The sequence below is a fragment of the Paraburkholderia sp. A1RI-2L genome (assembly GCF_048957375.1).
Taxonomy (GTDB): Bacteria; Pseudomonadota; Gammaproteobacteria; order Burkholderiales; family Burkholderiaceae; genus Paraburkholderia.
On record NZ_JARBTA010000002.1, the window covers coordinates 269,372 to 291,811 of the forward strand.

The following is a 22,440-nucleotide window of genomic DNA, read 5'->3' on the forward strand; positions in this document are numbered from 1 at the left end:
CGAAAAATTCAGCTCGTATTCCAAGTGAATCACCACGTTCGTAGAACGTGGTTTCGCCTTAAGCCCCCCATAGGCATGCCCTTATACACAAGTCACCGCAAGCGGAAAGGCACAGTGCAGGTGACGAAGCAAAAAAGCGATTGTTAACGCTGCGGATTTCCTGTTTACTCTCGGATTTTCTGCATGAAAATTCGGGACGATGCGGGGGTGTGGGTGGACGAGGAATTCGAAACGCTGGATCTGGGTGATCCACGGCGAGACCGGCGCGCGAAGGAACTGCTCAAACGGTTTGCCAGCCGGCCGACAGCCAGCATTCCCGGTGCGTGCGAGGGGTGGGCCGAGACGATGGCGGCCTATCGCTTTCTGGGCAATGAGCGCATTGAGTGGCGCGACATGATGCAGCCGCATTGGGATCGCACCACAGCGCGCATGGGGCAATTGCCGGTGGTGCTGTGCATTGCCGATACGACGGAGCTGAACTTTAACGGCCAGGATATCGAGGGCGCTGGCCCGCTCAGTTATGAAGCGCAGGTGGGCATGTATCTTCACGCGACCTATGCGGTGACACCGGATCGGGAGCCGCTGGGTGTCGTCAATTCCTGGATGTGGGCGCGTGAGCCGCGCGAAGCCAACGGCAAACGCGGTGGTGTCAGGGAAAGTATACGGTGGATCGAAAGCTACGAGATCGTGGCCGAACAGGCGCGAGCACTACCTGAGACGCGGTTGGTGTATGTGGCCGATCGGGAAGGTGATATCGCGGCGCTCATGAAGCGGGCGCAGGAACTGGGCGAACCGGCTGACTGGCTGATCCGCTCCCAGCACAATCGTGCCCTGAAGGATGAGGAAAAGCTGTGGGACAAGGTGCACGCGGGTAACGTGCTCGGCCATATCAGCTTCGTGTTGCCCGGGCGCAGTGGCCAAAAGGCGCGGGAAGTAAGGCAGGAACTGCGTAGCCAGCGCATCACGCTGCCCGGGCGGGCCGGTATCACGCTCACCTGCGTCGAGGCGTGCGAGGTGGATGCACCAGTGGGCGCCACGCCCGTTATCTGGCGTCTTGTGACCAACCGCGAAGCGGTTGATGCGGATGCGCTCATCGAACTCATTGACTGGTACCGGGCGAGGTGGGAGATCGAAATGTACTTCAATGTCCTGAAGAACGCCTGCCGGGTTGAGGCGCTGCAGCTCTCGCAGATGGAGCGGGTCGAGAAGGCACTCGCGTTGTACATGGTCGTATCGTGGCGTATTGCACGGCTCATGCGTGTGGGCAGGACGTGTCCGGAGCTGGATGCGTCACTGTTCTTTGCGGCTGACGAGATACATGGCGCTCACGTACTCTCAAAAAAGCCACGCCCGAAAAAGCCACCAACGCTCAACCAGATGATACGGATGATCGCATCACTGGGTGGATTCCTCGGGCGCAAGAGCGACGGTGAACCGGGCGCGAAGACGCTGTGGATCGGTATGCAGCGGGTCATGGATGCCGTGATCACCATCCAGATCTTGCGCGACGGCTACGATACTTCTGTATAAGGGGATGCCCCATAGGGGGGCACACCTATCGGCCCTTCTGAGAAGGTCCTCTACCCGGTTCCAGCTGAAGCTGCTCTTGATGCATCTCTTCCTTCTCCTGGAACCGTACGTACTTTTGAATCATCTCGCTGTTCAGGCCTACGGAATCCACGCAGTAACCCTTTGCCCAGAAGTGATTGCCCCAGTACGGTTTCTTCTTCAGAAACGGAAACGCCGTAAAAATTCGTATCGCGGTACGTCCTTTCAGGACGCCCATCAGTCCCGATACCGACAGCTTCGGCGGAATGCTTACCAGGAGATGGACATGGTCTGGCTGAACGTTGAGTTCTATCACCTCGCAACCCAGTTGCTGACTAAACACCATCACGCATCTGTAGACTTCCTTGCCGACCGGACCTTGCAGCACGCGAAACCGATATTTCGGCACCCACACAATGTGGTATTGACAATGCCATATGACATGCGATGCTCTTTTGAACCTGCTCATGCTTCTGTTCCTTTTTATGCGTTGTGGGGACAACACACAGAAAGGTACCTGCATGGGCAGGTGCTCTAACAGGCATAGCCAGTTAGGCGATGACCACGTCCATAGGACGTGGATTTCGACTTGTCATTAAAAGTATTCCGGGCACCTCTGATGCTGCATATTTAAGTTTATCAGATGCGCCGCTGGCAACAACTACACCGTATACGGGGCTACCTTTCGCAAGATTGGTTCTTACCCACGCCATGTAGCGTAATATTTGGCCGATCACCGCGTCAGAGCCGCGAGCAAGCTTTAACTCAAGAACATAGAATGCACCATCGGCACCTTTTGTGAGGATGTCGATATAGCCGACGGAGGTTCTGTACTCGATAGCAGGCATATCTGAGTCATCCCTATACAGGTCTAGTTGCGTCGGCAATCCTTCGATACGATTCAAATTCTGCGCCAAATAGTCCCTCAAATGAGACTCCATGGCGAAGCGTGAACTGGCCGAATTTCTTTCAGCGTCACAGACTATGCTTTCAGCTTCAAAAGGCTCCTCATCGGTTGCGGCGTTAGCATCCGATTCTGAAATTCTTTGAACATAGTGGTTGCCTTGGCTATTTTTTGCAATTTCCCAAATACCATGCTTTTCTGGAAGGTAGAACTCGTAGCGTCCATCTTCCCTGCGATATAGGCGGTCGTATTGATTTCCGGAATCTGTTCGCCTAACTTTTTTTCCCGCTCCGTAATGTACCCTTGAGTTGGCATTCACGGTGATCGACGTCGCATCAGCGCGCACGTTGGCCGCACGCTTTATGGGTGGGAAGTTTGCTTTGAAATAAGCCTCAATTTCAGGAATGGATGCGGCACCATTTAGCGCTTCTATGACGTTGCCCGCGATTTTCGCATCCGCTAACCGAGCACTTATTATGCCGCTTCCTTTCGCTGTGCGGCGTGCCAGTCTTGTTCAAATTGCATCGGACTGACGTAATTCAACGTCGAGTGCAAGCGCGAATGATTGTAGAAGCTCAACCAGTCGATTACCTCGTCCATCGCTTCGCGACGCGTCGCAAAGCGTTTGCCGTGGATGCGCGCCTGCTTCAGCGATCCCCACAGGCTTTCGGTCGGTGCGTTGTCCCAACAATTTGCTCGGCGACTCATCGAGCTTTGCATGCCGTAGCTCTTGAGCAGGTCCTGAAACTCGGCGCTGCAATATTGGCTCCCACGGTCGCTGTGCACGATCAGACCGGTCTCGGGGCGACGACGGAACCACGCCATACGCAACGCGTCAGAAACCAGCTCCGTGCGCATGTGCGGCTTGAGCGACCAGCCCACGACCTGGCGGCTAAACAGATCCAGGATGACCGTCAGGTACAGCCAGCCCTCGTCGGTCCACAGATACGTGATGTCTGTCGTCCAGACCTGATCGGGCTTCGCCGGCGAGAAGTCGCGTTGCAGCAGGTTCGGTGCGACCGGAAGGTTGTGGCTGCTGTCTGTCGTGGCCTTGAAGCGGCGTTTGGTCCGCGCCTTGATGCCATGCAGCTTCATCAGCCGTTGAACCCGGTCCTTGCTCACGCGAATGCCTTGCGCAAGCAGCTTTTTCCACACGCGCGGCCAGCCGTACTCGCCTTTGGATTCGGCGTGCACGGCCTTGATGTGGACCAGCAACGCATCGTTGCTGATACGTCGGCGCGGCCGATCAGGATCAACGTCTCGGGCCTTGCGGTTGTGATAACCACTGGGGCTGACACCCAGCGCCTCACAGGCCACGGATACCGGCCATTGTCGGCTGTGCCGCTCAATCCAGGCATACTTCACGCCGACCTCTTCGCGAAGTATGCCGTCGCTTTTCCCAGGATGTCGCGCTCCATGCGCAGCTTCGCGTTCTCTGCCCTGAGTCGCGCAATTTCCATCTGTTCGGCCGATACCTGTTTGCCTGCGCCAGCGAGCTTGCCAGCCTCGTCAGCCTTGAGCCAGCTGTTTAGCGTCTGCGTACTGATGCCCAGAATCTTTGCCACCGCCGCCTGGCTCTGGCCGTTACGCACCATGCGAACCGCCTCAACCTTGAATTCCAGCGTGTACCGCGCCCTCGGGTTACCCATTGCTCAATCCTCCGTCACTGAAGTTTTACACACTCTCAATAACGGATACGTTTTTCGAGGGCAAGGTCACTATGGCTTGAATTACAAGCTTCCAGTTTGGGGTTGTCGGGTCAAAGCTCATATTTGTCAAGTTTTCTAACGAATAAAGTTTTATCCACCGCCTCGGCGCGACTTTCCTTTTCCATAGCACGAGTCGATCAGCGGCAGATAAACGCTGTCGGACTGCACCGCCGCTACCGCGGTGGTCATGGAAATTGTAAGCCCAAGAATCTGTTGCCGGATGGGGGATTTTTTGTCTGCCCCGAACAGTGGTGGGCAGCGTTGAACTGGTGTGCTGCCGCCCGGAGTCAAGCGGGACTGGACAATGCGAGGTAGCCGCTGAGTGTAATCAACAAAACGTCAATCTGTTTTCAGCGTAACCTATCTGCTCGACCAAATTCATGAACACGGAAACACGAACAGCCGGTTTCGAGCTGAAGCTCGACCGATGGACTTGGACGACTAGCGCCCGACCACCGAGCGCCACGATCGTGTCCGGCGCGTGGGCGATGCAACAGGCATAGCACGACCCAATGCAGACGTTGTTGCTATAGAAAAGCGGACGTTGAAGTGAAGATAATTTGCAACCGCGCGGGGTGGCTGTCTCGGAGAGCGCCCCGCCTTCGGCTGTCAGGTTGACCGGAGTTTTAGACCTGGAGCGTATAGATAAGATCAGGCTACCCATGGCCTAACAGATTGATGCATGACGACGCCTTCCCAATCCTCCATCTGATCGCCATAGCCTTTAGCATCGAGTCCTATGAGGGGCGGAATTTCCAACACTTTTTCACCGTATGAAAAAAGTTGGTCTATCGCGCGAATGTCCGAGCCTCTGACGTAATTCAAAGTGTTCTTTTCTGCTCCCGATATAGCCTGCGGTTTGAAATCAGCAACGGAAACTGGCGTCGGGTATCTTCCTGCCCAGACCGCGAAGTAGGTGAGTCGCTGAAGCAGTTCTCTGCCAGAATCAGTAACAGGCATTCCTGCCTTGGCCGCTAACTTCAGGAGGTTGTGTGTCTTTATCTCTTTTAACAAATCTGTCGGATCGACGGTTCCTTGTGACGACGCGGCCTTTGCAACGATTGCCTTCAACAGATTTTCAGCCACAAAGCCTGCTATCATAAGGTAGCAGCCGTGCACACGTTTGTTCATTGGCAATGCTTGTCCCAGAGTGCTGCGCGTAGCCTTGAAAAAATCTATGGCTGGTGTCCGCAGGTAATTCAACGTGCATGCCAACTCGGTTGCGGTATCGATCCAAGATTTCGGATCAAGCACCCCATCATTGAAAATTGAATCCCAGTAGTCGTCGCTTTCTGGATAGTGGAAGTTCAAATGCAGCACAGCAGCCTCCGTGCAATGGTCTATCAATTATTCAGATTCAAAACCGCCGGGACCGTTTCTTGTCGCCCCCGACGATACCCTCTGGCGACTCTCAAGCAGCACGTTCGACCGCATGCTTCGAGATCCGGCAGGCCGATTTTCCTGTCGCGGCTGGAGTCCCTCGATGCAATGCAGGAAACAGCGCCGCCGCTTGCCAAGACGCTCGGTGTGTCGGAGACATTCGCAACGGAGCTTTTGATGAACGTTCCAAAGGGCAAGTATCTGCGGGTGCCGCCTCCATCGAAAACTCTGGCGGCATCGCCATCCGTGCGGGCGTGTACTCCGCCATAACGCCGGTCTGAAAACGAAAAGCCCGCTCAACGCGGGCTTTCTGTCAACGTCGCAACGGGCTTCAGGTTGCGGCGGCGTCCTTCAGCTTCTTCAGCGCACGAATCTTCAGCTTCACCGTTGCCGGCTTCGCATCGAACCAGCGCTCTTGACCCGTGAACGGGTCCTTGCCGAAGCGCTTTTTCTTCGCCGGGACGGCCTGGACGCCGATTTTCACCAGGCCCGACAGCGTGAACTCACCTGCACCCTTCTTATGCACCGAGCCCAGAATCGTGTCTTCGAGCGCAGCCAGAACGGCTTTGGCCGCTTTCGGCTCGACACCGGCCTGCTCGGCAACGTACGTTGCCAACGAGGCCTTCGTGAACGTGTCCTTCAGCGGCTTGAGTACGTCATTGGTCACAGCCTTCTTCGCCGGAGCCGCAGCCTTGGGCGCGGCCTTCCTCGCTGCCGGCTTTACGGCCTTCGGTGCTGCCTTCGTTGCGGCCGGCTTTGCCACCTTCGGGGCTTTCGTTGCGGTCTTCGTTGCCATCAATAATCCTCTATCAGGTTGAGAACCGCTTAAGACGGTGCACGACGCCTTGCGTTACTGCACCGTCTTAAGCTGGCGCCTAGCGTATCAACGGTGTCCGCGATTCGCAACAGGAAAACACCTTCTGGCAAGGCTTTTCGTCATCGCCAGCGCACGAAGCCCGGGACGCGCAGCGGGCGGACCTGGGAACCGCGTCTGAACAGGGAGAAGCGCGCCGCCGCTTGCGTCGGCGCATTGCGAGCGGTCATCTCCGCTCCTGCCGCTCTCGACGCGACACAATTCCGCCGCCTGCGCGCGCGTCCCCGGCTGCTGCCCTGAGTTCAATGCGCTCGATCTTGAACGTTGCGACGACAGAGACATACTCCCAGGTATGTCTCTAATTGGCCCCGCCACACCGCCTTTTTTTTCACGGGTGCGCGGCCATGACGCTGTCCCTCGCTGGCGCGACTCCCTGAGACCTCCATGACCGACGAACTCGCGCTTCCCTCGCCGCCCCCGCCGTAGGCGAATCGCAATCGCGCGATCTCGCCGATCCTCGCCGAGGGCGCGACCGACGTCGTTGCCGTTCTCGGTTCGGTAACTTAAATTGCGCCAGCTATGGTGTGCCTCGGGGAAGACAAACAGATCGGCGGTGCCGTTGCGAATATATGCACAGTCGTAGCGCAAGGGTTTGCCGGCTCGACCGGGATCGGTTGTCGTCTCGCCGATGTGCCGGGTCAAACCTTTCCGCGCTCGAAATCCGGCACGAACGCGAGCCCGTGCCGCACGGCGTCCAATATCATAAGGACTACAAACCAAAATGCGATCAATAGAATTATGTTAAATTCATGTCACCAGGCAAGGCGCACAGAGGGTCCTCCGTGCCGTGGCCATGGCGGCAAAAAAATAGAACTACGCGTGCTGCGCTACCTAGCCGAGATGGATGTTCATGTACTCAATCGAGTTCCGGCGCGGTGGACGCGCCCGTGAGCATGGAATCGCAAAGCGCTCGCCGCGCGCGTGCGCCTTCTCGATCAGGTGCGCCAGTTCGAGCGGCACGGCCTTCTATCAGCGCGGCAGCAGCGCTGGCCGGCATCAACTTCGACGCTAGCGATGTGTTCCGGATACGCAATTCCATCTGCAGTCCTCTTCACTACACAACCGGCCGGTCCACGACGGCGCGCACGCCGCGCGTGAACCAGACGGCGCCGCAGGCCGCAAGCCTCTCATGCAGCGAGGCGACAGTATCGATGAGCGTCATCACGCCGTCGTGCTCGTCGATGTGGATGCCCGCGAACTCGCGTTGCGCAGGGCGCGCCAGCGCCGCGCTGATATGCTGAGCGCCGTGGAGCGCCGCATCGCTATGGCGCACGCTCAGCCGGTTAGCCACGCCCACCAGGCCGCGCATGCGGCTCACGACGCTCTCCGCGGCGGTGTGCTGATAACACAGGTCCACTTCGCCGATGAGGGTGACGCAGCGATGTTCGACCTCCACGCGCACCCCGGTTCGGGCTCAAACTCGCCTGCCAACGCAAGGCGCCCATGATCGCGGTGGCTAGATAGGCGTCGGGATGGTCGGGGTCCGGCGGCGGGTCGATCGACAGTTCCAAGCGCGATCGCGCGGCAACCGGCCACGCGCCCGGCGGCGCGCTCGGTTGCCAGCTTCTGCGCATAGTCGGGCGCCCACCCCGACAACGTGACGATGCGATCTTTCACACCGACCTTGATGCCCGAGGCGTCGAGTGCGAGATCCCGCGCCAGTTCGAACATCGCGGGGACCGCTCGGCTGATGCCGATCAATCCACGGCGCGACGGGCAGCCTCGCCGCCGGCGCTCAGCTCGACGATCTCCGAGGTAATCTCCTCCTGGCGCACTGCCCGATAGTGCTGCGTGAGATCATTCAGGCGCTGCTGCACGTGGGTGCGCGCCGCGAGCATCGCGCGCACGCGCGCTTCGTTTTCAGCCGCGAACGAGAGCATCAGCGCTTCGCACAATTGCACGAACACATAAAAGTCGACGAGACCGGACAGCAGCCGCGCCGGCGCGAGGTTGACAAGCGGTGGCTGCGCGCGCGGGGATACCCGGAAGCGCGTGAATTCGAAGGGAATGAGGGTGCGCTGCGCGATCTGCAAGCGTGACTCGCCGGGCTGCGCACTCACCACCGAAATCCGGGCGGCGCGCTGGCCGCGCGCGAGCCGCGCGTAGAGCGCATCGGTAATGCGGACCGCCAGTTGCGGAATGGCGTCGGGATGCGCCGCCATCGGTGCGGACCAGGCAGCGCTCAGGCCGCGCGAGGCGGCGGCGCTCGCGAGCCGCGAACCGACGAGCAGCCAGCGGTACGTATGCGCACCGCCGTCCTGATGCAGCGCGTGCTCCGCCAATTCGTCGTTGAGCGCGCCGACGAAGCCCTGCTCCGTGCCGACGACGATGCACACGTCGCCGCCCCCCGCGCCGGCCGCTGGACCGCCGGCCGCGCCTTCGGTCGCGAACGCGAGCACTTCACCGATCGCCGCCCCCGCCGTCGCCGCCGCCGCGCGGATGCCGGCCAGCCGCTCGCGCGCCTCGTGCGAGCGCGAGGCCGCAATGCCGCGCATCGCCGCGATCACGGCATCGAGTTGATGCGTCGCCGCGATCCGGCTCTCGATTTCGCCGAGCTTGCCGCTCATTCGTGCTCCCTGGCGGGCGCGCCGCCCGCCGCCGTATCGGAAATCCGCTCGCGCACCCACTCGCGAAGCTGGGCGAGGTTTAGCGATGCTTCGGCATCCGAATGAACCGTCGATCGCTGTGCATGCCGCTGCGCGAGGCGCTCGCGAATCTGCGCGGCCACGCTCGCGGGCGCCGCGTCGAACACGCCCGCGGCGAGCGCGGCGAGCAGCGCCACCTGGTCGCCCGTGCCCAGCGCGCTGAAGCGCGGCTGCGCGAGCAAGGCGCGAATCCGCTCGCCGCGCGCGATCTGCGCGCTCACGCGCGCATCCGTGAGGCCGCCAAAGCGCGTGAATATCTCCAGTTCGAGGAACTGCGCATAGTCGAGCCGCAGGGGCCCGGCCACCTGGCGCAGCGCGGCTGTCTGCGCCTTGCCGCCCACGCGGCTCACGCTCAGCCCCACGTTGACCGCCGGCCGCTGGTTGGATGCGAAGAGCGCGGCATCCATCACGAGCTGGCCATCGGTGATCGAGATCAGATTCGTGGGGATGTAGGCCGAGAGATTGCCCGCGTCGGTCTCGGCGATGGGCAGCGCGGTCAGCGAACCGCCGCCCAGCGCGGGGCTCAGCTTCGCGGCGCGCTCCAGCAGCCGCGCGTGCAGATAGAAGATATCGCCGGGATAGGCCTCGCGGCCTGGCGGCTCGCCGGTGAGCAGCGCCAGTTCGCGGTGCGTGGCCGCGTGTTTCGAGAGATCGTCGATCACGACGAGCGCGTGCTGGCCGCGGTCGCGGAAGTATTCGGCCACCGAGAAGCCCGCGAACGGCGCGATCCATTGCATGCCCGGCGACGCCGCCGAGGACGCGACCACGAACACGCAGCGCTGCGGCGCGCCGCGCTCGCGCACGGCGTCGATCACGCGCTGGACCGCCGTGGCGCGCTGCCCCACCGCGACGTAGACGCAGACCACGTCGCTCGCGCGCTGGTTGACGATCGCGTCGACGGCGAGCGAGGTCTTGCCCGTCGCGCGGTCGCCGATGATGAGTTCGCGCTGGCCGCGTCCGATCGCGAACAAGGCATCGACGATCAGCATGCCGGTTTCGAGCGGCTCGGTCACAGCGGCGCGCTCGACGATGGCCGGCGCAGGCCGCTCCACCGGTAGCCACGCGCTGGCGGCAAGCGGTGCGCCGCGATCGAGCGGCCGGCCCAGCGGATCGATCACGCGACCGAGCAGGTCCTCGCCCACCGGCACCTGAAGCACGGCGCCTGTACGCTCGACGCGCTCGCCCGCCGCCACGCCTTGCGCGCCGTCCAGCAGCACGATCCTCGCGAGTTCGCTGTCGAGCGTGCGCACATAGCCCGTCGCGCCACTTGCGAAGCGCACCGTCTCGTCGAGCGCGACGTCGGGCAGTCCCGAAATATGCGCGACGCCGTCGGCGATACGCTCCACGCGCCCGAACGTTCTTGCATCGGCGCCAGGATGCACGCGCGCGAGCGCGCTGTGCTGACGCTCGAACCAGCGGTCGGCCTCGCCCGCCAGATCGGCACCATGGGCATCCTCGGCCGAGGTGTCAGCGGCGCTCAATGGCGTGCTCCAGCAAGGTCTCGCGGATATCGTCGAGATCATGACGCAGGTGGTTGCGCACCACGGCGTGCGAGCCTGTGAGTTCGAGCCCGGCGATCAGCGCCGGGTCTTCGCGCACCTGCAAGGTCACGGGCCGGCCGAGCGCCGCGCCGAAGGCCGTGACGCACGCCGCCTCTTCGGCGGCGCTCAGCGCGCGCGGTGCGGCGAGCGCAAGCGGCTCTCCCGGCGCGGCGAATCCGGCGCGCGTCTCGGGCGGCAAGGCGGCCAGCACCCCGGCCGTGCCGTCGATAAAACCCGCTACGCGCGCCTGCGGCGGCAAACGGTCGAGCAGCCGCCCCGCGATCTCGACGGCAAGCCGCACTGCATCGTTTTCAATCGCCCGTGCCTGCGCGGCGCGCGCGCGTTCGATCTCGCCAGCGGCATCGGCGCGCAATTGCGCAGCCTCGGCCCGCACTGCGGCGAGCAGCGCGTCCTTGCCTGCTTTCGCCTCGGCCTGCGCGGCCTCCAGCACCGCCTCACGCGAGGCCGCGAGCTTCGCGGCCTGAGCGCTCGCGGCCTGCTGCTCGGCCTGCGCCGCGCTCCGGCACGCCAGGGCATCGGCGAGCAGCGCCTGCGCGGCCTTCTGGCGCGCCGCCACGATCTCCGCCACGGGCCGGAACAGGAAACGCGCGAGCAGCCACACCAGCACGAGGGCATTGACGGTCTGCAAGGCAAGCGTCGACCAGTCGATATGCATGGCCGCGGCCTTACTTGACGAACGGATTGGCGAACAGCAGCAGGAGCGCGACCACGAGGCAGTAGATCGCCATCGTTTCGATCATCGCGAGACCGACAAACAGCGTGCGCGAGAGCGTGCCCGCGGAGTCGGGCTGGCGCGCGATGGCGTCCATCGCGGCCGCGACGGCGCGGCCCTCGGCGAGCGCGGGCCCGATGGCGCCGAACGAGACGGCGAGTGCGGCAGCGGCAATGCTGACGATTTCGATGAGGTTCATGGTTGTTCCTGTGCGCCATGGCCGGCGCCGGCCTGCGCGCCGCCCGCCGCGGCGCCGACGAACACCATCGCCAGCACCGCGAAAATGTAGGCCTGGACTGCGCCCGTGAGGAGATCGAGCGCCATCAGCGGAATCGGCACTAGCAGCCCCGCGAGCGAGAGCACGATGCCCACCACGAACACGCCGCTCATCACGTTGCCGAACAGGCGCACGACGAGCGAGAACGTGCGCGTGAGCTGCTCGACGACATTCAGGGGGATCATCACCCAGGTGGGCTCGGCGAAGGTCGCGAGGTAGCCGCGCAGCCCGCGCGTGCGCAGGCCGTGAAAGACGGTGGCGGCCAGCACGATCAGCGCGAGCGCGGCATCGGTTTCGATATGCGCGGTGGGCGGCTCCACGCCCGGCAGCAGCGAGGACCAGTTCGCCGCGAGCACGAACACGAAGAGCGTACCGATCAGCGCGCGGTACGGCGCGGGATCGCCTTCGAGGGTGTCGCGGATCTGCGCGTCGAGCGTGGTGACGAACAGCTCCAGCACAGTCTGCGCCTTCGAGGGCACGAGCGCGAGCCGCCGCGTGAGCAGCGCGGCGGCGATGGCGAGGCCGGCCATGATGGCCCATGTCACCACCACGGGCGCCGTGATCGGCAACGGGCCGAGATGCCAGAGCGGCGCGGTGGCAAGCGGCGAGGTTTTCATCGCTTCACCGCCGTGAGCCGCAGCACGGCGTGGCGCGCGAGCAGCAGGCCCGCGATGCCCGCGAGCAGCGCCGGGGCGCCCGCGCGTGCGAGCGCGAACAGCACCAGCGCGGTCAGCAGACAGCGCACGGCCTGTGCGCCGAGCGCGAAGCCGATGCGGCCCGCCACCAGCAGCCGCGTATTCCAGCGCAGCGCCGCGAAGTGCGCGGCGCCGGCCCCGGCGCCCGCGGCGAGGCCCGCCAGGCAGGCCCAGATCGTCACATGTTCCGTCATCCTGAAGAATCCTGTCGATGCATCCATTTCCAGGCGAACCAGAGGCCCGCCGCCGCGCCGAGCATGAGCAGCGGCGCCGAGAAAAACACGCGCGTACCGAATAGCCGGTCGAGCACGCGGCCGATCACGAGGCCCGCGAGCGTCGGCAGCACGATGGTCCAGCCGAGAATGCCGATCTGCCCGAGACGGCTGCCGAGCGACGGTTCGGGTTGCGCCCGGCCGCGCGCCTCGCGCACGGCGGCCTCGCGCGCCGCACGGGCAACGTGATCGGGCTCATGTGTTGGACCGCTCATCGCCGGTGCTCCCGCGGCGCCGGAATGTCCTGCCCGTCGGGCACGACCGGACCGCGCAGATACCGCACCATCTGCCGTACCGCCTGCGCGTGCAGTCGCACGGTTTCCACGCGCACGCGCCGCCCGGCGTCGAGCTGGGCCGCGCGCACGCGCGCCACTTCGCGCTCCAGCCATTCGAGCGAATCGCCGGCTATCGCCTCGCGGCACGCAATCGCCACCACACGGCCGCCGGATACGGTCATGACGCCGCCGTCCACGGCACAAAAGCGCCGCGCGCCGTCCGGCGCGGCCCAGCGCACCACCGAAGGGGCGAGCATCGTGATGAAGTCCGCATGACCGGGCCGGATGCCGAACGAACCGCTTTCGTCCTCGGCGCGCAGGGCGCGCGCCATGGCGTGGTTCACCACCATCTGGAGCGGCGTGGCAATCGTGAGGTCGAGCAGCGCGTCGTTCATGCGGGGGCTCCCGCGTGCGCGTCCGCCGTGGGTGTCGTGGGCAAGCTCGTCGAGGCGCGTTCCTTCGCGCGCGCCTCGTCGAGCGTGCCGACCATGAAAAGCGAGCGCTCCTGCCACTCGTCGCACTCGCCGGCAAGAATCGCCTTGCAGCCCGCGAGCGTCTGCGCGATCGAGACCGAACGGCCCGGCTGGCCCGAGAACGCCTCGGTCACCGTGAACGGTTGGGTGAGAAAACGTTGCAGGCGGCGCGCGCGTTGTACGAGCAGGCGATCTTCGGCGCCCAGCTCCTCCACCCCAAGCAGCGCGATCACGTCCTGCAATTCACGATGATGTTCGATGAGCCGCCGCACCTCGGTCGCGATGGCCGCGTGCTCCGCACCCACCACCAGCGGGTCGAGCAGCACCGATGACGACGCAATCGGGTCGATGGCCGGATACATGCCCTCGGCGGCCATCGCGCGCGAGAGCACGACCATGCTGTCCACGTGCGCGGCGATGGTGGTCACGGCCGGATCGGTGAAATCGTCGGCGGGCACGTAGACGGCCTCCACGGCCGTCACCGCCGCGCCGCCCACCGAGACGATGCGCTCCTGCAAGGCGGCCACCTCGCTCGCGAGCGTGGGCTGATAGCCCACCCGCGACGGCATGCGCCCGAGCGATGCCGATACCTCCGCGCCCGCCTGCACGAAGCGGAACACGTTGTCGATCATCAGCAATACGTTCTGGCGTTTCTCGTCGCGAAAATATTCGGCGATGGTGAGCGCCGTGAGCGGCACGCGCCAACGCGCGCCGGGCGGCTCGTTCATCTGGCCATACACCAGCACGGTGCGCGCGAGCACGTCGGAGCCGCGCATGTCGGAGAGCATCTCGTGGCCCTCGCGCGAGCGCTCGCCCACGCCCGCGAACACCGAGATGCCCTGGTAACGCTGGACCATGGCGTGGATCAGCTCCATCACGAGTACTGTCTTGCCGACGCCCGCGCCGCCGAACATCGCCGCCTTGCCGCCCTGCGCGAGCGGCGCGAGCAGATCGATCGCCTTGATGCCGGTCGTGAAGATTTCGGTGGAGCCGCGCAGCGCGGCAAGCGCAGGCGCCGCGCGATGGATCGGACGGCGTGGCGCCGCAGGGTCGAGCGGTGCGCCGCCGTCATGCGTGGCGCCGCTCACGTCTAGCAGACGGCCGAGCACCGCCTCGCCCACCGGCACTTCTAGCGGCCCGCCCTGGGGCTCGACACGCGCGCCGCGCCGCAATCCGGCCGTCGATTGCAAGGCGAGCGCGCGCAATGCCGTAGGACCGAGATGCGCCTGCACCTCGGCCGTCAGTCGCGAGCCGTCGTCGCCCATGATCCACAGCGCGTCTTCCACGTCCGGCAGCGGGCCCGTCTCGAACACGACGTCCACCACGGCGCCGCGCACGGCGCTCACGCGTGCAGCGCCAACAGGCACGGCCTGGTCTGCAGGCGTCGTCGAGATATTCGGGTCGGTGGCGCAAATGGGCACGTCGTTGCTCCGCATGGCACGGGTTCGATTCGTCCAGGATAAGCGCTGGATGCGCATCTCGACTGATCTCGGTCAATTCGCTGCGCCTCGCCCTGCAAATCGGCGGGTATGGCCGTCTCCCGCGCGCTCGTCGAAGAGGCGAGGCGCGCCCCGAGTCGTTCTGGGCGCGTCTCGCGCGCGAACAGCTCGACAGGATGCAACCAGTCATGCGCGCGATAGAGATGAGGATTACCGGCTGGGTGCGCAACCTTTTGGATGGCCAAGTGAAGGTATTCGTGCAGGGTTCGCCGAAGCAGCTCCTCGACACGTGCATCTGGCCAGGAAAGGGCATGCCCGGCACCCCCATCGACGAATTCGAGCTAACTGACCTTCCGGAGGGCACCGCGCAAATTTCATCGGCTCGCGTAGTCAAAGCCGGCGGCCCGTCTACCCCGCCTTCGGATGAGTGGCGCACGAGCGCGTGGAAGCGAGGGTCATCAAGTGCTTTGCGCTTCTCAATAGATGCGAGTGAAGTGACGAAGGAGCGAATCGCCGTGCTGCGCCATACCAGGCCGCACGGCCTCGCCGGCGCGCCTCTCCATCGTGACAAGGCGACATTCAGCGGACGGTATCCAGTCGTTCCCGTTCAGCATGAATGCGGCCTGTCATCGCGCCACACTTCGGGTGCGCCTTTTCATCTGGCGGGAATGGCCTGGCGTAAGCTACCTCGCACCCAATAACAAGGAATCCTTTACGCCTTGAAAGAACACATGCCATCTTCATCAATTCGACAAAGCCGCGTGCAGGAGCAAACGTGTATCACCAGGACGCCGCCCACAAGTATAGAAACAGCGTGTCGTTGGAACTTGCGTTGCGCCCGTTACCATCGTAGTTGCTGCTCGCGCCAAGGTATTTGGTGAAATGCGTATACTGTAAGCCGATGCGAAGGTATTGCACCGGGATCCAAAAAATCTCAGGCGTCCAGCCTTGCGTATTGGGGGAGAAATTCGCGCTGCCGGCGTAGGCGACGCTATCAGAACTACCCGTCGTATTGAAGAATGAAAGGCTTATACCGTATTTGTTCTGGTAGACGTATGACGCCTTAAGCCGCAGGCTGTTCAGATTCCCCGACGTGCTGTCGCCCAGAACGAAATTGTTCGGGTCGTGGATATTCTCTTTGACATAGAGCGCCTGGGCGGTAATCGTATGCGGGTCGAGGATGTATTCATACTGCGCGTCCGCGCCAATATCCCGATAGCGGGTTACGCCCTGCACGAATATCGGGAAATCGTTTGCATCGTTGGGATAGACGTTCACGTTAAACCCGAACGCGCCTAGCATGACACTATGTGGACCCCAGTCACGGGTAAAGGCGATTCGCGCGTATGGGTTGTACCCGCGCAGATAGATCTGCGGGTGAGCTGGGTCGCCCGCACTGTTTCCATGGCTCAGGAACGACCAGATGCCATCTGCCGTGCTGTACGCCGTCAATTCCGCGTAAATCGTCTTGTTCCAATACATATAGGCGCCCGTGCCTACGACCTGTTGGGCCAGTGCCCCGTCGATAATTGGCAGGTTCTCAATGCGGGCAACCGGGCTAATCGTTGAGGAAATGTAGGGGTAGCTCCACGCCGGCGCGCTATTCCACACGTCCTGCACGGTGGGATTGTTGTGCACGGTCAGGCCGAGTATCAGGTCGCTGGTGTCCCCGATGATACTGTCCACAAAACGGAAGTCGGTGTTGTCCGACCCCCAGCGACCCTGCCACCGGCCGTCACCGTTCTGGTGATCGTAATTCGAGTATGTGAACTGAGCGAATCCGCCAATATGATCGGTAATTTTCCCTGCGAGGAAGATGCTGGCCGAATCGAACATTGGAAGGCCGTTTTTGGGATTGATGGGCATCCCGTTAGAGTCGAGGTTATTGCGTGTGTTACTCAGATCGGCAGTGGCCATTGCTGCTAGCGGAATCGTGCGCTTGCCGATGGTGTAGCCATTTAACTTGAACCACCGCCCGTAGGGAGTCAGTTCAGGAAATTGCCCGCCGGCGTGACACGCCACGCAACTTTGCCCCGTCTGTCGTGCGAATATGGGCAATGCATGGGCTGCAGAAGCCTGGAGCAGGCAAAGTGCCGCCACTACAGCAATCCAGGCGCGGCGAAGCAGGTAGCAGCATGTTCGGTCGCGGGCAAGAGCGGACGTCGTGATCATTTTTCCCCCTGCGGTGTCGCCGCCTTGCACTCTTCCTTGAAGGCATCGGTAGCGAAGGCGAATCATTTAGCCATGAGTGAATCTCGCTGTGCCTTGGCTGCGGCGCATTGATCAAGATCAACTGGCATACGGAACAACTTGTTCAGAGTCCACTGCCCCCGCCATGCGGGGGGGAATGGCTTATCTGGATTGCAGGTAGGTCACCACGGCCTTAGCCTGTTCGTCATTCAAGGTATGTGCAACTGCACTCATCACAGGCGCATTGCCACGCGTACCGTTTTTGAAAACCTCGATCTGATGCAACAGATACTCCTTGTGTTGCCCGGCCAGCCGTGGGAATGTGCCGGCTCCCTGGGCCTGCGCGCCGTGACATGTTGCGCAAGCCGGCACGCCCTTATCCGGCACCCCACGTTCGAAGATTTCCTGTCCCCTGGCCGTCAAGGCGGCATCTCCACTCGCGCCTCGCGTTGCCGGCTGGTGCGAGAAATAGTCGGCCAGCGACTTGACAGCGGCGTCGTCCAGCAGTGCGGCAATGCCCCACATGTAATCGCGGGCAGTGTTTTCACCACGCGCGTGCTCGCGGAATCCTTTCAACTGGGCTTCGATGTATTCGGGGGTCTGCGCATTGAGCTTCGGAAACATCGGCGATTCGCTACGCCCGCCTACACCATGGCAGCCGGAACAAATCTGCATGGCAATGCGGGTGCCATCCTCGCTCTGTGCGAGGGCTGGCGTAAAGGTGAGGCCAGCTGCAGCAAGCAGCGCAATTACGGGCAATCGTGGACCGAGGATCATTTTTTATCTACGTTGTCTTCAAGTCGAACGGATGGAAGATGTCAACCCGTTCGGGCAGCGTAGGATATTTTTGAACTCAAGACAAAGGGAAAGTTGAAGGCGGACGTGTTGCCCCACACACGCGACGTATTCGGCTTTCTTGTCACAAGCGACGGCACTACAGTGGCGAGTCCCGAGTGTCTCCATCACGATCGCGCCGGTGCTCAGGTGCAAATGTTTCCCCGGAACCCGCCGGTCGACCTGCGCCCTGTCGAAGTGCAATTCAGGGGCGATTTGAGGTGATCGCGTCCGGTGGCAGGCAGCCATGAACTCACCCGGACCGTACCTCGCTCGTTCACTAGACTCCTCATCCCCAGTAAGCAGCGCTTCGACTCCGAACGCTTCGGCTCCTCAAACAGGCGCCTGCTTCATTAACGCCGTTGGTGTACAACGCCCACCCGAGTCAACGCACGACAAACTTTCCGTACATGCCTTCTTCAGCGTGCCGAGGGGTCGGGCAAACATACCAGTAGGTGCCAGCGTCGCGAGCGACGAAGGTTGTCGAGAGCGCCGCGTACCTAGCTTGTCCGACATCCTTCTTGCTGCGCCATGGGAGAAGTGGTTCGACCTGCGCGAGGCCGGCCCCCGTGTACATCATCGACATATAGGGGTATGGCGGTGGAGCTGGGGTGATGATCAGGCCGTGCTCCATATTGCCGCCATAGTCCATGTTCACCAGATTCAGATGAACCGTCGCGCCACGCGGAACAACGAGTGTCGGATTCGTGAGACCGGCGACCTCAAAGGTCTGGTCGTCATGTCCCGGTTGCACCGTGACCATGTTGATGGTGATCTCCGTCCCGCCATATGTAATGGCGTTGGCACTGGTGTCGACGTGGCCCTGAGCGGCGCTCTCACGCAAATACTTCGCGACCTGTGCATGGGTGAAAACACCGCCCTCCCAGGCTGAATCGACAGGACGGTCTGCGAAGCCGCCCATCATGCCCGGTCCCATTGACCACCCGCCCGGCCCATGGGGACGGCCATCGCCCGTTTCGCGCTGCCATGCTCCCGTTCCGTAGCCACCCATCATTCCGGGGCCCATGCCGTAACCCCTCCCGTAACCCGATGCCGCAGATGTGTCGGTGCTATTGGTGGATTGCGCCCATGCCGGGATGGATGCGAGCGCAAGCGCAGAGGCCGCCAAGGCCGCCAAAACCCGTCTGTTCATGATCTCTCCCCTGCTAACGTGATGAAACCGCGCCCGCGAAGCACGGCCTGCACTTCTGGGCGCTCCAGGTCTGCGCGCCCGTTTTATGATTCGTCGGCGTCGATCTCACCGTACGCGCAGCGGTCGTCGAGTATGCCAGGAGCCGACCGGCTTCGAGTACTTCGTTACCGTTGGCAAGGTGAGGACCGGCTAACCAAACCGGGCACCACAGCCCAAGCCGCGACAATTAGAAGCACGAGCAGCCATTCGAAGCCGCCCCCGCCGCGTTGCGGCAAACCACATCATCCGATGTTCCACAACTTGACTTGACCAAAGGCTAATTCGTCCAGCCGGTATTCTTTTGATTTACATCACGGCATGACTATTCTTTGCGGCCAGCCGCTGGTCCGCACCCGGGACCGGTTCGCCAGCAGCGATGGCAAGCCAAAGTAGCGTACAAGCCCTCGACGACCTCCTCGAAAGGCAGACGACAGCCTGAAGTATCGCCAGTTCGATCAAACGTCCAGCTGCCAGACACCTCGGCGTCGCCCTCGCGAATCACGTGTGCACGGTGTGCCAGTGGCCGAGTTCCGCCGGGCACGCCGCATCGCTGGGTGCCCATGCGACTTATCCACAGCGCCGCTTCGATAAAGCGACGATTGTCCCTGGCCACTCGACCACGATCACCTTCCTTGCCCTGCAACATCGCTTCGGCACGTTTACAGTCACCACCTCTCCTGTCCCGAGATCGAATAATCTCTTCACATCTTTTCTTTCATGCCGTGACTGATGAGCCACCAGTTCACCGGATACGTGGTAATGAATCCGGCCAGCATTGCCAGCTGCATGAGAAGCCAATAGCGTAAATTGATCGGCTCGAGCCCGGGAAACGCCATGGCGAACGCCACCATGCACGCGAACATACCCATCTCGTAGGCCACAAGTGAAAGCGTGTCGGCCTTCACGGCAGCGACGATGCCGTCGCGCAGACCAAGTCCCCGCATCGGGGCGATCGAGAAAAACTGGAAGGCGATCCCAATCAAGTAGGCAAGCACGAACGCGAGAAGCAGTTTCCCGCCCAGTGCCGAGCCAGCCGCTCTGAAAGTAGTACCGAATGCTACCCATTCACCAATAAAGTCGCCGAGCGCGCAGCCCGCGCCGCAGTGCATCGCGCCTTTGAACGCTGCATGCCACATCGGAGCCACTGACTTGTCATCTTCGTCGTGACTCCTGCTCGCCGTCACGCGAACGGCACGCCCCAAGGAAACATAAAAGACTAGCCCTGGCGGCCCCCAGTACAACATGGTCAACGGCCAGACGACCGCCATGACCGTCATGCGTTGATGCCGTCCGCCTCCTGTCACGTCCCAGGTAACCCAAGCCGCAGAAAGGACGCTGGCAGCGAGCCAGAGGGCGACAAATGCTTCGAGTCCATTTTGTTCCATTCCTTGCACTCCGCAATTCGGCGCACGGGACTTGCAGCAAACCCTGGTCACTCCGGCGCGGCACAGCCGGAGCGTCGACTGAGATGTCGCTCTGGCCGAGCAAATTGAAAAATTGCGTTCCACTGGCGCAGGTGAGCGACGACCTTCCATCACGAATGCGGACGCAGATTCCCATACCGGGCATCGTGGCGGACCATCGCAAATCGCTCACTGCTTCGGCGTTCGCACGAACGTCGGCGCAAGCAGGTACCCGCAACGTCCATTCCTTGAAACATACGGAGCGCTTGCGGCGTGACCGGTTCAAGTTGTGGGAGCGCGCGAGACAGACAGGCGCGACAGATATCATCCGGAGTGGCCGCGCAATGGCGGTTAGCCGCGACAACCCGCGCAAGCACTATGAGGAAGAGGAAGCAAACGCCATCGGTTCCGGGCCCTTCTTCCCCATTTTTCCCGGCGATTTGGCAACGATACCGGAGTCGACTATCGTAAGGACGAGGGGGATGTGGTCCAGATGATGGGATCTATGCCTTGCGAAGTGTCTCCCCGGTTAGAGCTTCATCGAGCCCTACCGGCCGCATTGACAAGCACCACCCAATCACGAGAAGGGGACGATCATGATCGAGATTGTTACCGGCCTGCCGGACGGCGTAGCAGGATTCGTCGCCACGGGGCGTGTTACGAGAAAGGACTATGAAGACGTGTTGCTTCCAGCGCTGGAAGCAACACTTCGCAGTCACCCAAAGGTCCGCTGCTACTATGAATTGGGACCCGACTTCTCTGGAATGGACCCGGGTGCGGCATGGGAGGACTTCAAGGTCGGTATGCAACACATCACACAGTGGGAGCGCGTTGCCGTCGTCACGAACGTCGAATGGATCCGAATTGCACTGACTGCGTTTCGATTCATGATCCCTGGTGATGTCCGGGTATATTTAAATGGCGATGCGGCAACAGCGCGAGCATGGATTGTCGAAGGTAAGTCTCCGTAGAATCGCACATCCTCAATTCCCGGAAGCGCAGCCACTCCCGGGAACCGGGTACGGCCAGCACGACGCATTTCGCCGGAGCGCAGCAAAACGACAACATGAACGCTGCCGACCAGCGGGGAAGCCAAGCACAAAAAAATCAGCCAGGTGCCAGGCGAAAGCGAGCGGCGGACGAATGAGGCATCAGCACCAACCAGGCTTCGCCGCCATTTCTGACATCCTGCGTGGACATAGACGCTTGCGACCCGATCAATAACGCAACAGGGCGCCCCGCCACGCGCGAGGCTTTGGCGCGTACCAGTGAAAGCGTTGACCACGTAGCTTTGAGGAATCGACTTCGAACTGCCGCTGTCCGCGCGGCAACGCCGAAAACCATTGCGACCGCGAGCGGCCCACACCGCCGATGGAAATGAACACCGAGGCACCGCCGGCAGGCGAAGCCAGCGCGTGGTCCAGTCGTTGCGGCGCGGCGCTCCCTTATACAATCGTGTTTTGCACGACAACTCAATTACGTCTATATTTTATGTCACATAGTGATCTTTCCCCACCTAAGCTCACCAAAATATGGACAGGCCTATGCCACCGAAGCCCCGTCAAGTAACGGAAAAGGTGACACGGGCCGACCTGGAGGAGCTTTCGGAGTTTCGCTATCGTCTGCGCAGGTTCTTGCGAATTTCCGAGGAATTCTTGCATGCGCAGGGGATAACGCCTCTCCAGTACATGCTCATGCTGCACACACGCGCGTTTCCCGACCGCGACTGGGCTACCGTGGGCGAAATCGCCGAACGCCTGCAGGCTTCGTCGCACGGAACCGTGGCGCTGGTCACCCGCTGTGAGGCGGCCGGGCTTGTCTCCCGCGTACAGAGCCCATACGACCGCCGTCAGTCACAGGTGCACCTGACGCCCAAGGGGGAGCAATGCCTCATGAAGGTGGCCGCATTTCACAAGCAGGAGGTTCAGTCCTTCGGTTGGGCTTTCAGGGACAAAGAGGAATAGCACGAAGCGACAAGAGCCCGTAGTCTCGTGCCAACGAAGAGGAGAACGCCACACACGGCACAAGAACAAAGCATTAGGTCAGGGGTGACTGA

At 62.0% G+C, this 22,440-nt stretch carries 24 protein-coding genes; 4 read left to right on the forward strand and 20 right to left on the reverse strand.

All coding sequences use genetic code 11. The features are described 5' to 3' along the window. Nucleotides 1-183 precede the first annotated feature (183 nt). Nucleotides 184-1,530, forward strand: coding sequence for an IS4 family transposase (locus PWP93_RS16100; RefSeq protein WP_421028804.1), 1,347 nt, complete (start codon nucleotides 184-186; stop codon nucleotides 1,528-1,530). Between the two features lie 25 nt (nucleotides 1,531-1,555). Here the strand turns inward: PWP93_RS16100 and tnpA are convergent, their stop codons facing one another. From tnpA to atpD, 16 genes are all read right to left on the reverse strand, one after another. Beyond that, nucleotides 1,556-2,017, reverse strand: coding sequence for an IS200/IS605 family transposase (gene tnpA / locus PWP93_RS16105; RefSeq protein WP_421023352.1), 462 nt, complete (start codon nucleotides 2,015-2,017; stop codon nucleotides 1,556-1,558). Between the two features lie 82 nt (nucleotides 2,018-2,099). Next, nucleotides 2,100-2,771, reverse strand: coding sequence for an endonuclease NucS domain-containing protein (locus PWP93_RS16110; protein WP_421045109.1), 672 nt, complete (start codon nucleotides 2,769-2,771; stop codon nucleotides 2,100-2,102). A 155-nt stretch (nucleotides 2,772-2,926) separates the two neighbouring features. After that, nucleotides 2,927-4,101 (reverse strand): IS3 family transposase gene (locus PWP93_RS16115; RefSeq protein ID WP_421028881.1). Its coding sequence is split into 2 segments (ribosomal slippage): nucleotides 2,927-3,852 and nucleotides 3,852-4,101, totalling 1,176 coding nucleotides; the frame shifts between segments, so codons are not numbered across the junction. Nucleotides 4,102-4,812: 711 nt separating this feature from the next. Then, a complete protein-coding gene (locus tag PWP93_RS16120; RefSeq protein ID WP_421029105.1) occupies nucleotides 4,813-5,481 on the reverse strand; it encodes a hypothetical protein in 669 nt (222 codons plus the stop codon). 391 nt (nucleotides 5,482-5,872) lie between these two features. After that, entirely contained in the window at nucleotides 5,873-6,337 is a 465-nt protein-coding gene (locus tag PWP93_RS16125; RefSeq protein ID WP_421029104.1) for an HU family DNA-binding protein, read from the reverse strand. Between the two features lie 1,132 nt (nucleotides 6,338-7,469). Beyond that, complete coding sequence (locus PWP93_RS16130; RefSeq protein ID WP_421029103.1) at nucleotides 7,470-7,811, reverse strand: BON domain-containing protein; 342 nt, start codon at nucleotides 7,809-7,811, stop codon at nucleotides 7,470-7,472. After that, nucleotides 7,730-8,086 (reverse strand): BON domain-containing protein, encoded by a 357-nt coding sequence (locus tag PWP93_RS16135; RefSeq protein WP_421029102.1) that lies wholly within the window; start codon nucleotides 8,084-8,086, stop codon nucleotides 7,730-7,732. The genes PWP93_RS16130 and PWP93_RS16135 overlap by 82 nt, the downstream gene beginning before the upstream one ends. A gap of 26 nt (nucleotides 8,087-8,112) precedes the next feature. After that, a complete protein-coding gene (locus PWP93_RS16140; protein ID WP_421045110.1) occupies nucleotides 8,113-8,982 on the reverse strand; it encodes a F0F1 ATP synthase subunit gamma in 870 nt (289 codons plus the stop codon). Continuing rightward, nucleotides 8,979-10,541, reverse strand: a complete 1,563-nt coding sequence (locus PWP93_RS16145) for a F0F1 ATP synthase subunit alpha (protein WP_421042787.1) — start codon at nucleotides 10,539-10,541, stop codon at nucleotides 8,979-8,981. Before PWP93_RS16145 ends, PWP93_RS16140 begins: the two co-directional genes overlap by 4 nt. Continuing rightward, nucleotides 10,528-11,277, reverse strand: coding sequence for a F0F1 ATP synthase subunit B (locus PWP93_RS16150; protein ID WP_421029099.1), 750 nt, complete (start codon nucleotides 11,275-11,277; stop codon nucleotides 10,528-10,530). Before PWP93_RS16150 ends, PWP93_RS16145 begins: the two co-directional genes overlap by 14 nt. 10 nt (nucleotides 11,278-11,287) lie before the next feature. Continuing rightward, nucleotides 11,288-11,533, reverse strand: a complete 246-nt coding sequence (locus PWP93_RS16155; RefSeq protein WP_410852683.1) for a F0F1 ATP synthase subunit C — start codon at nucleotides 11,531-11,533, stop codon at nucleotides 11,288-11,290. Continuing rightward, entirely contained in the window at nucleotides 11,530-12,228 is a 699-nt protein-coding gene (locus PWP93_RS16160) for a F0F1 ATP synthase subunit A (RefSeq protein WP_421029098.1), read from the reverse strand. The genes PWP93_RS16155 and PWP93_RS16160 overlap by 4 nt, the downstream gene beginning before the upstream one ends. Further along, complete coding sequence (locus PWP93_RS16165) at nucleotides 12,225-12,500, reverse strand: ATP synthase subunit I (protein ID WP_421045111.1); 276 nt, start codon at nucleotides 12,498-12,500, stop codon at nucleotides 12,225-12,227. The genes PWP93_RS16160 and PWP93_RS16165 overlap by 4 nt, the downstream gene beginning before the upstream one ends. Beyond that, nucleotides 12,497-12,793 carry an AtpZ/AtpI family protein gene (locus PWP93_RS16170; protein WP_421029096.1) on the reverse strand — a complete coding sequence of 99 codons (297 nt, stop codon included), beginning with the start codon at nucleotides 12,791-12,793 and terminating at the stop codon, nucleotides 12,497-12,499. The genes PWP93_RS16165 and PWP93_RS16170 overlap by 4 nt, the downstream gene beginning before the upstream one ends. Further along, nucleotides 12,790-13,248 carry a F0F1 ATP synthase subunit epsilon gene (locus PWP93_RS16175; protein ID WP_421029095.1) on the reverse strand — a complete coding sequence of 153 codons (459 nt, stop codon included), beginning with the start codon at nucleotides 13,246-13,248 and terminating at the stop codon, nucleotides 12,790-12,792. Before PWP93_RS16175 ends, PWP93_RS16170 begins: the two co-directional genes overlap by 4 nt. Further along, nucleotides 13,245-14,762, reverse strand: a complete 1,518-nt coding sequence (atpD, locus tag PWP93_RS16180) for a F0F1 ATP synthase subunit beta (RefSeq protein ID WP_421029094.1) — start codon at nucleotides 14,760-14,762, stop codon at nucleotides 13,245-13,247. Before atpD ends, PWP93_RS16175 begins: the two co-directional genes overlap by 4 nt. 191 nt (nucleotides 14,763-14,953) lie before the next feature. On the opposite strand from atpD, the gene PWP93_RS16185 reads away from it, so the two are divergent. Next, entirely contained in the window at nucleotides 14,954-15,466 is a 513-nt protein-coding gene (locus PWP93_RS16185; protein ID WP_421029093.1) for an acylphosphatase, read from the forward strand. A 79-nt stretch (nucleotides 15,467-15,545) separates the two neighbouring features. Here the strand turns inward: PWP93_RS16185 and PWP93_RS16190 are convergent, their stop codons facing one another. From PWP93_RS16190 to PWP93_RS16205, 4 genes are all read right to left on the reverse strand, one after another. After that, entirely contained in the window at nucleotides 15,546-16,937 is a 1,392-nt protein-coding gene (locus PWP93_RS16190) for a cytochrome C (protein ID WP_421029092.1), read from the reverse strand. A 180-nt stretch (nucleotides 16,938-17,117) separates the two neighbouring features. Beyond that, nucleotides 17,118-17,732 (reverse strand): c-type cytochrome, encoded by a 615-nt coding sequence (locus PWP93_RS16195; RefSeq protein ID WP_421029091.1) that lies wholly within the window; start codon nucleotides 17,730-17,732, stop codon nucleotides 17,118-17,120. A gap of 442 nt (nucleotides 17,733-18,174) precedes the next feature. After that, complete coding sequence (locus tag PWP93_RS16200) at nucleotides 18,175-18,942, reverse strand: hypothetical protein (protein WP_421029090.1); 768 nt, start codon at nucleotides 18,940-18,942, stop codon at nucleotides 18,175-18,177. Nucleotides 18,943-19,682: 740 nt separating this feature from the next. Next, nucleotides 19,683-20,366: a DUF4396 domain-containing protein gene (locus PWP93_RS16205; RefSeq protein WP_421029089.1), complete on the reverse strand. Its 684-nt coding sequence runs from the start codon at nucleotides 20,364-20,366 to the stop codon at nucleotides 19,683-19,685. A gap of 614 nt (nucleotides 20,367-20,980) precedes the next feature. On the opposite strand from PWP93_RS16205, the gene PWP93_RS16210 reads away from it, so the two are divergent. Both PWP93_RS16210 and PWP93_RS16215 read left to right on the forward strand, forming a co-directional pair. Continuing rightward, entirely contained in the window at nucleotides 20,981-21,355 is a 375-nt protein-coding gene (locus tag PWP93_RS16210; RefSeq protein ID WP_421029088.1) for an STAS/SEC14 domain-containing protein, read from the forward strand. A 561-nt stretch (nucleotides 21,356-21,916) separates the two neighbouring features. Further along, nucleotides 21,917-22,348: a MarR family winged helix-turn-helix transcriptional regulator gene (locus PWP93_RS16215; protein WP_421029087.1), complete on the forward strand. Its 432-nt coding sequence runs from the start codon at nucleotides 21,917-21,919 to the stop codon at nucleotides 22,346-22,348. Nucleotides 22,349-22,440: the final 92 nt, after the last annotated feature.

What these genes read in the sequence shown, in the direction of transcription:
- PWP93_RS16210 (WP_421029088.1), top strand. Translation starts at nt 20,981, where the DNA reads ATGATCGAGATTGTTACCGGCCTGCCGGACGGCGTAGCAGGATTCGTC.
- PWP93_RS16165 (WP_421045111.1), bottom strand. Translation starts at nt 12,500, where the DNA reads ATGACGGAACATGTGACGATCTGGGCCTGCCTGGCGGGCCTCGCCGCG.
- PWP93_RS16185 (WP_421029093.1), top strand. Translation starts at nt 14,954, where the DNA reads ATGCGCGCGATAGAGATGAGGATTACCGGCTGGGTGCGCAACCTTTTG.
- PWP93_RS16205 (WP_421029089.1), bottom strand. Translation starts at nt 20,366, where the DNA reads ATGGAACAAAATGGACTCGAAGCATTTGTCGCCCTCTGGCTCGCTGCC.
- PWP93_RS16215 (WP_421029087.1), top strand. Translation starts at nt 21,917, where the DNA reads ATGGACAGGCCTATGCCACCGAAGCCCCGTCAAGTAACGGAAAAGGTG.
- PWP93_RS16135 (WP_421029102.1), bottom strand. Translation starts at nt 8,086, where the DNA reads ATGTTCGAACTGGCGCGGGATCTCGCACTCGACGCCTCGGGCATCAAG.
- atpD (WP_421029094.1), bottom strand. Translation starts at nt 14,762, where the DNA reads ATGCGGAGCAACGACGTGCCCATTTGCGCCACCGACCCGAATATCTCG.
- PWP93_RS16125 (WP_421029104.1), bottom strand. Translation starts at nt 6,337, where the DNA reads ATGGCAACGAAGACCGCAACGAAAGCCCCGAAGGTGGCAAAGCCGGCC.
- PWP93_RS16175 (WP_421029095.1), bottom strand. Translation starts at nt 13,248, where the DNA reads ATGAACGACGCGCTGCTCGACCTCACGATTGCCACGCCGCTCCAGATG.
- tnpA (WP_421023352.1), bottom strand. Translation starts at nt 2,017, where the DNA reads ATGAGCAGGTTCAAAAGAGCATCGCATGTCATATGGCATTGTCAATAC.
- PWP93_RS16140 (WP_421045110.1), bottom strand. Translation starts at nt 8,982, where the DNA reads ATGAGCGGCAAGCTCGGCGAAATCGAGAGCCGGATCGCGGCGACGCAT.
- PWP93_RS16195 (WP_421029091.1), bottom strand. Translation starts at nt 17,732, where the DNA reads ATGATCCTCGGTCCACGATTGCCCGTAATTGCGCTGCTTGCTGCAGCT.
- PWP93_RS16155 (WP_410852683.1), bottom strand. Translation starts at nt 11,533, where the DNA reads ATGAACCTCATCGAAATCGTCAGCATTGCCGCTGCCGCACTCGCCGTC.
- PWP93_RS16200 (WP_421029090.1), bottom strand. Translation starts at nt 18,942, where the DNA reads ATGAACAGACGGGTTTTGGCGGCCTTGGCGGCCTCTGCGCTTGCGCTC.
- PWP93_RS16150 (WP_421029099.1), bottom strand. Translation starts at nt 11,277, where the DNA reads ATGCATATCGACTGGTCGACGCTTGCCTTGCAGACCGTCAATGCCCTC.
- PWP93_RS16190 (WP_421029092.1), bottom strand. Translation starts at nt 16,937, where the DNA reads ATGATCACGACGTCCGCTCTTGCCCGCGACCGAACATGCTGCTACCTG.
- PWP93_RS16160 (WP_421029098.1), bottom strand. Translation starts at nt 12,228, where the DNA reads ATGAAAACCTCGCCGCTTGCCACCGCGCCGCTCTGGCATCTCGGCCCG.
- PWP93_RS16170 (WP_421029096.1), bottom strand. Translation starts at nt 12,793, where the DNA reads ATGAGCGGTCCAACACATGAGCCCGATCACGTTGCCCGTGCGGCGCGC.
- PWP93_RS16100 (WP_421028804.1), top strand. Translation starts at nt 184, where the DNA reads ATGAAAATTCGGGACGATGCGGGGGTGTGGGTGGACGAGGAATTCGAA.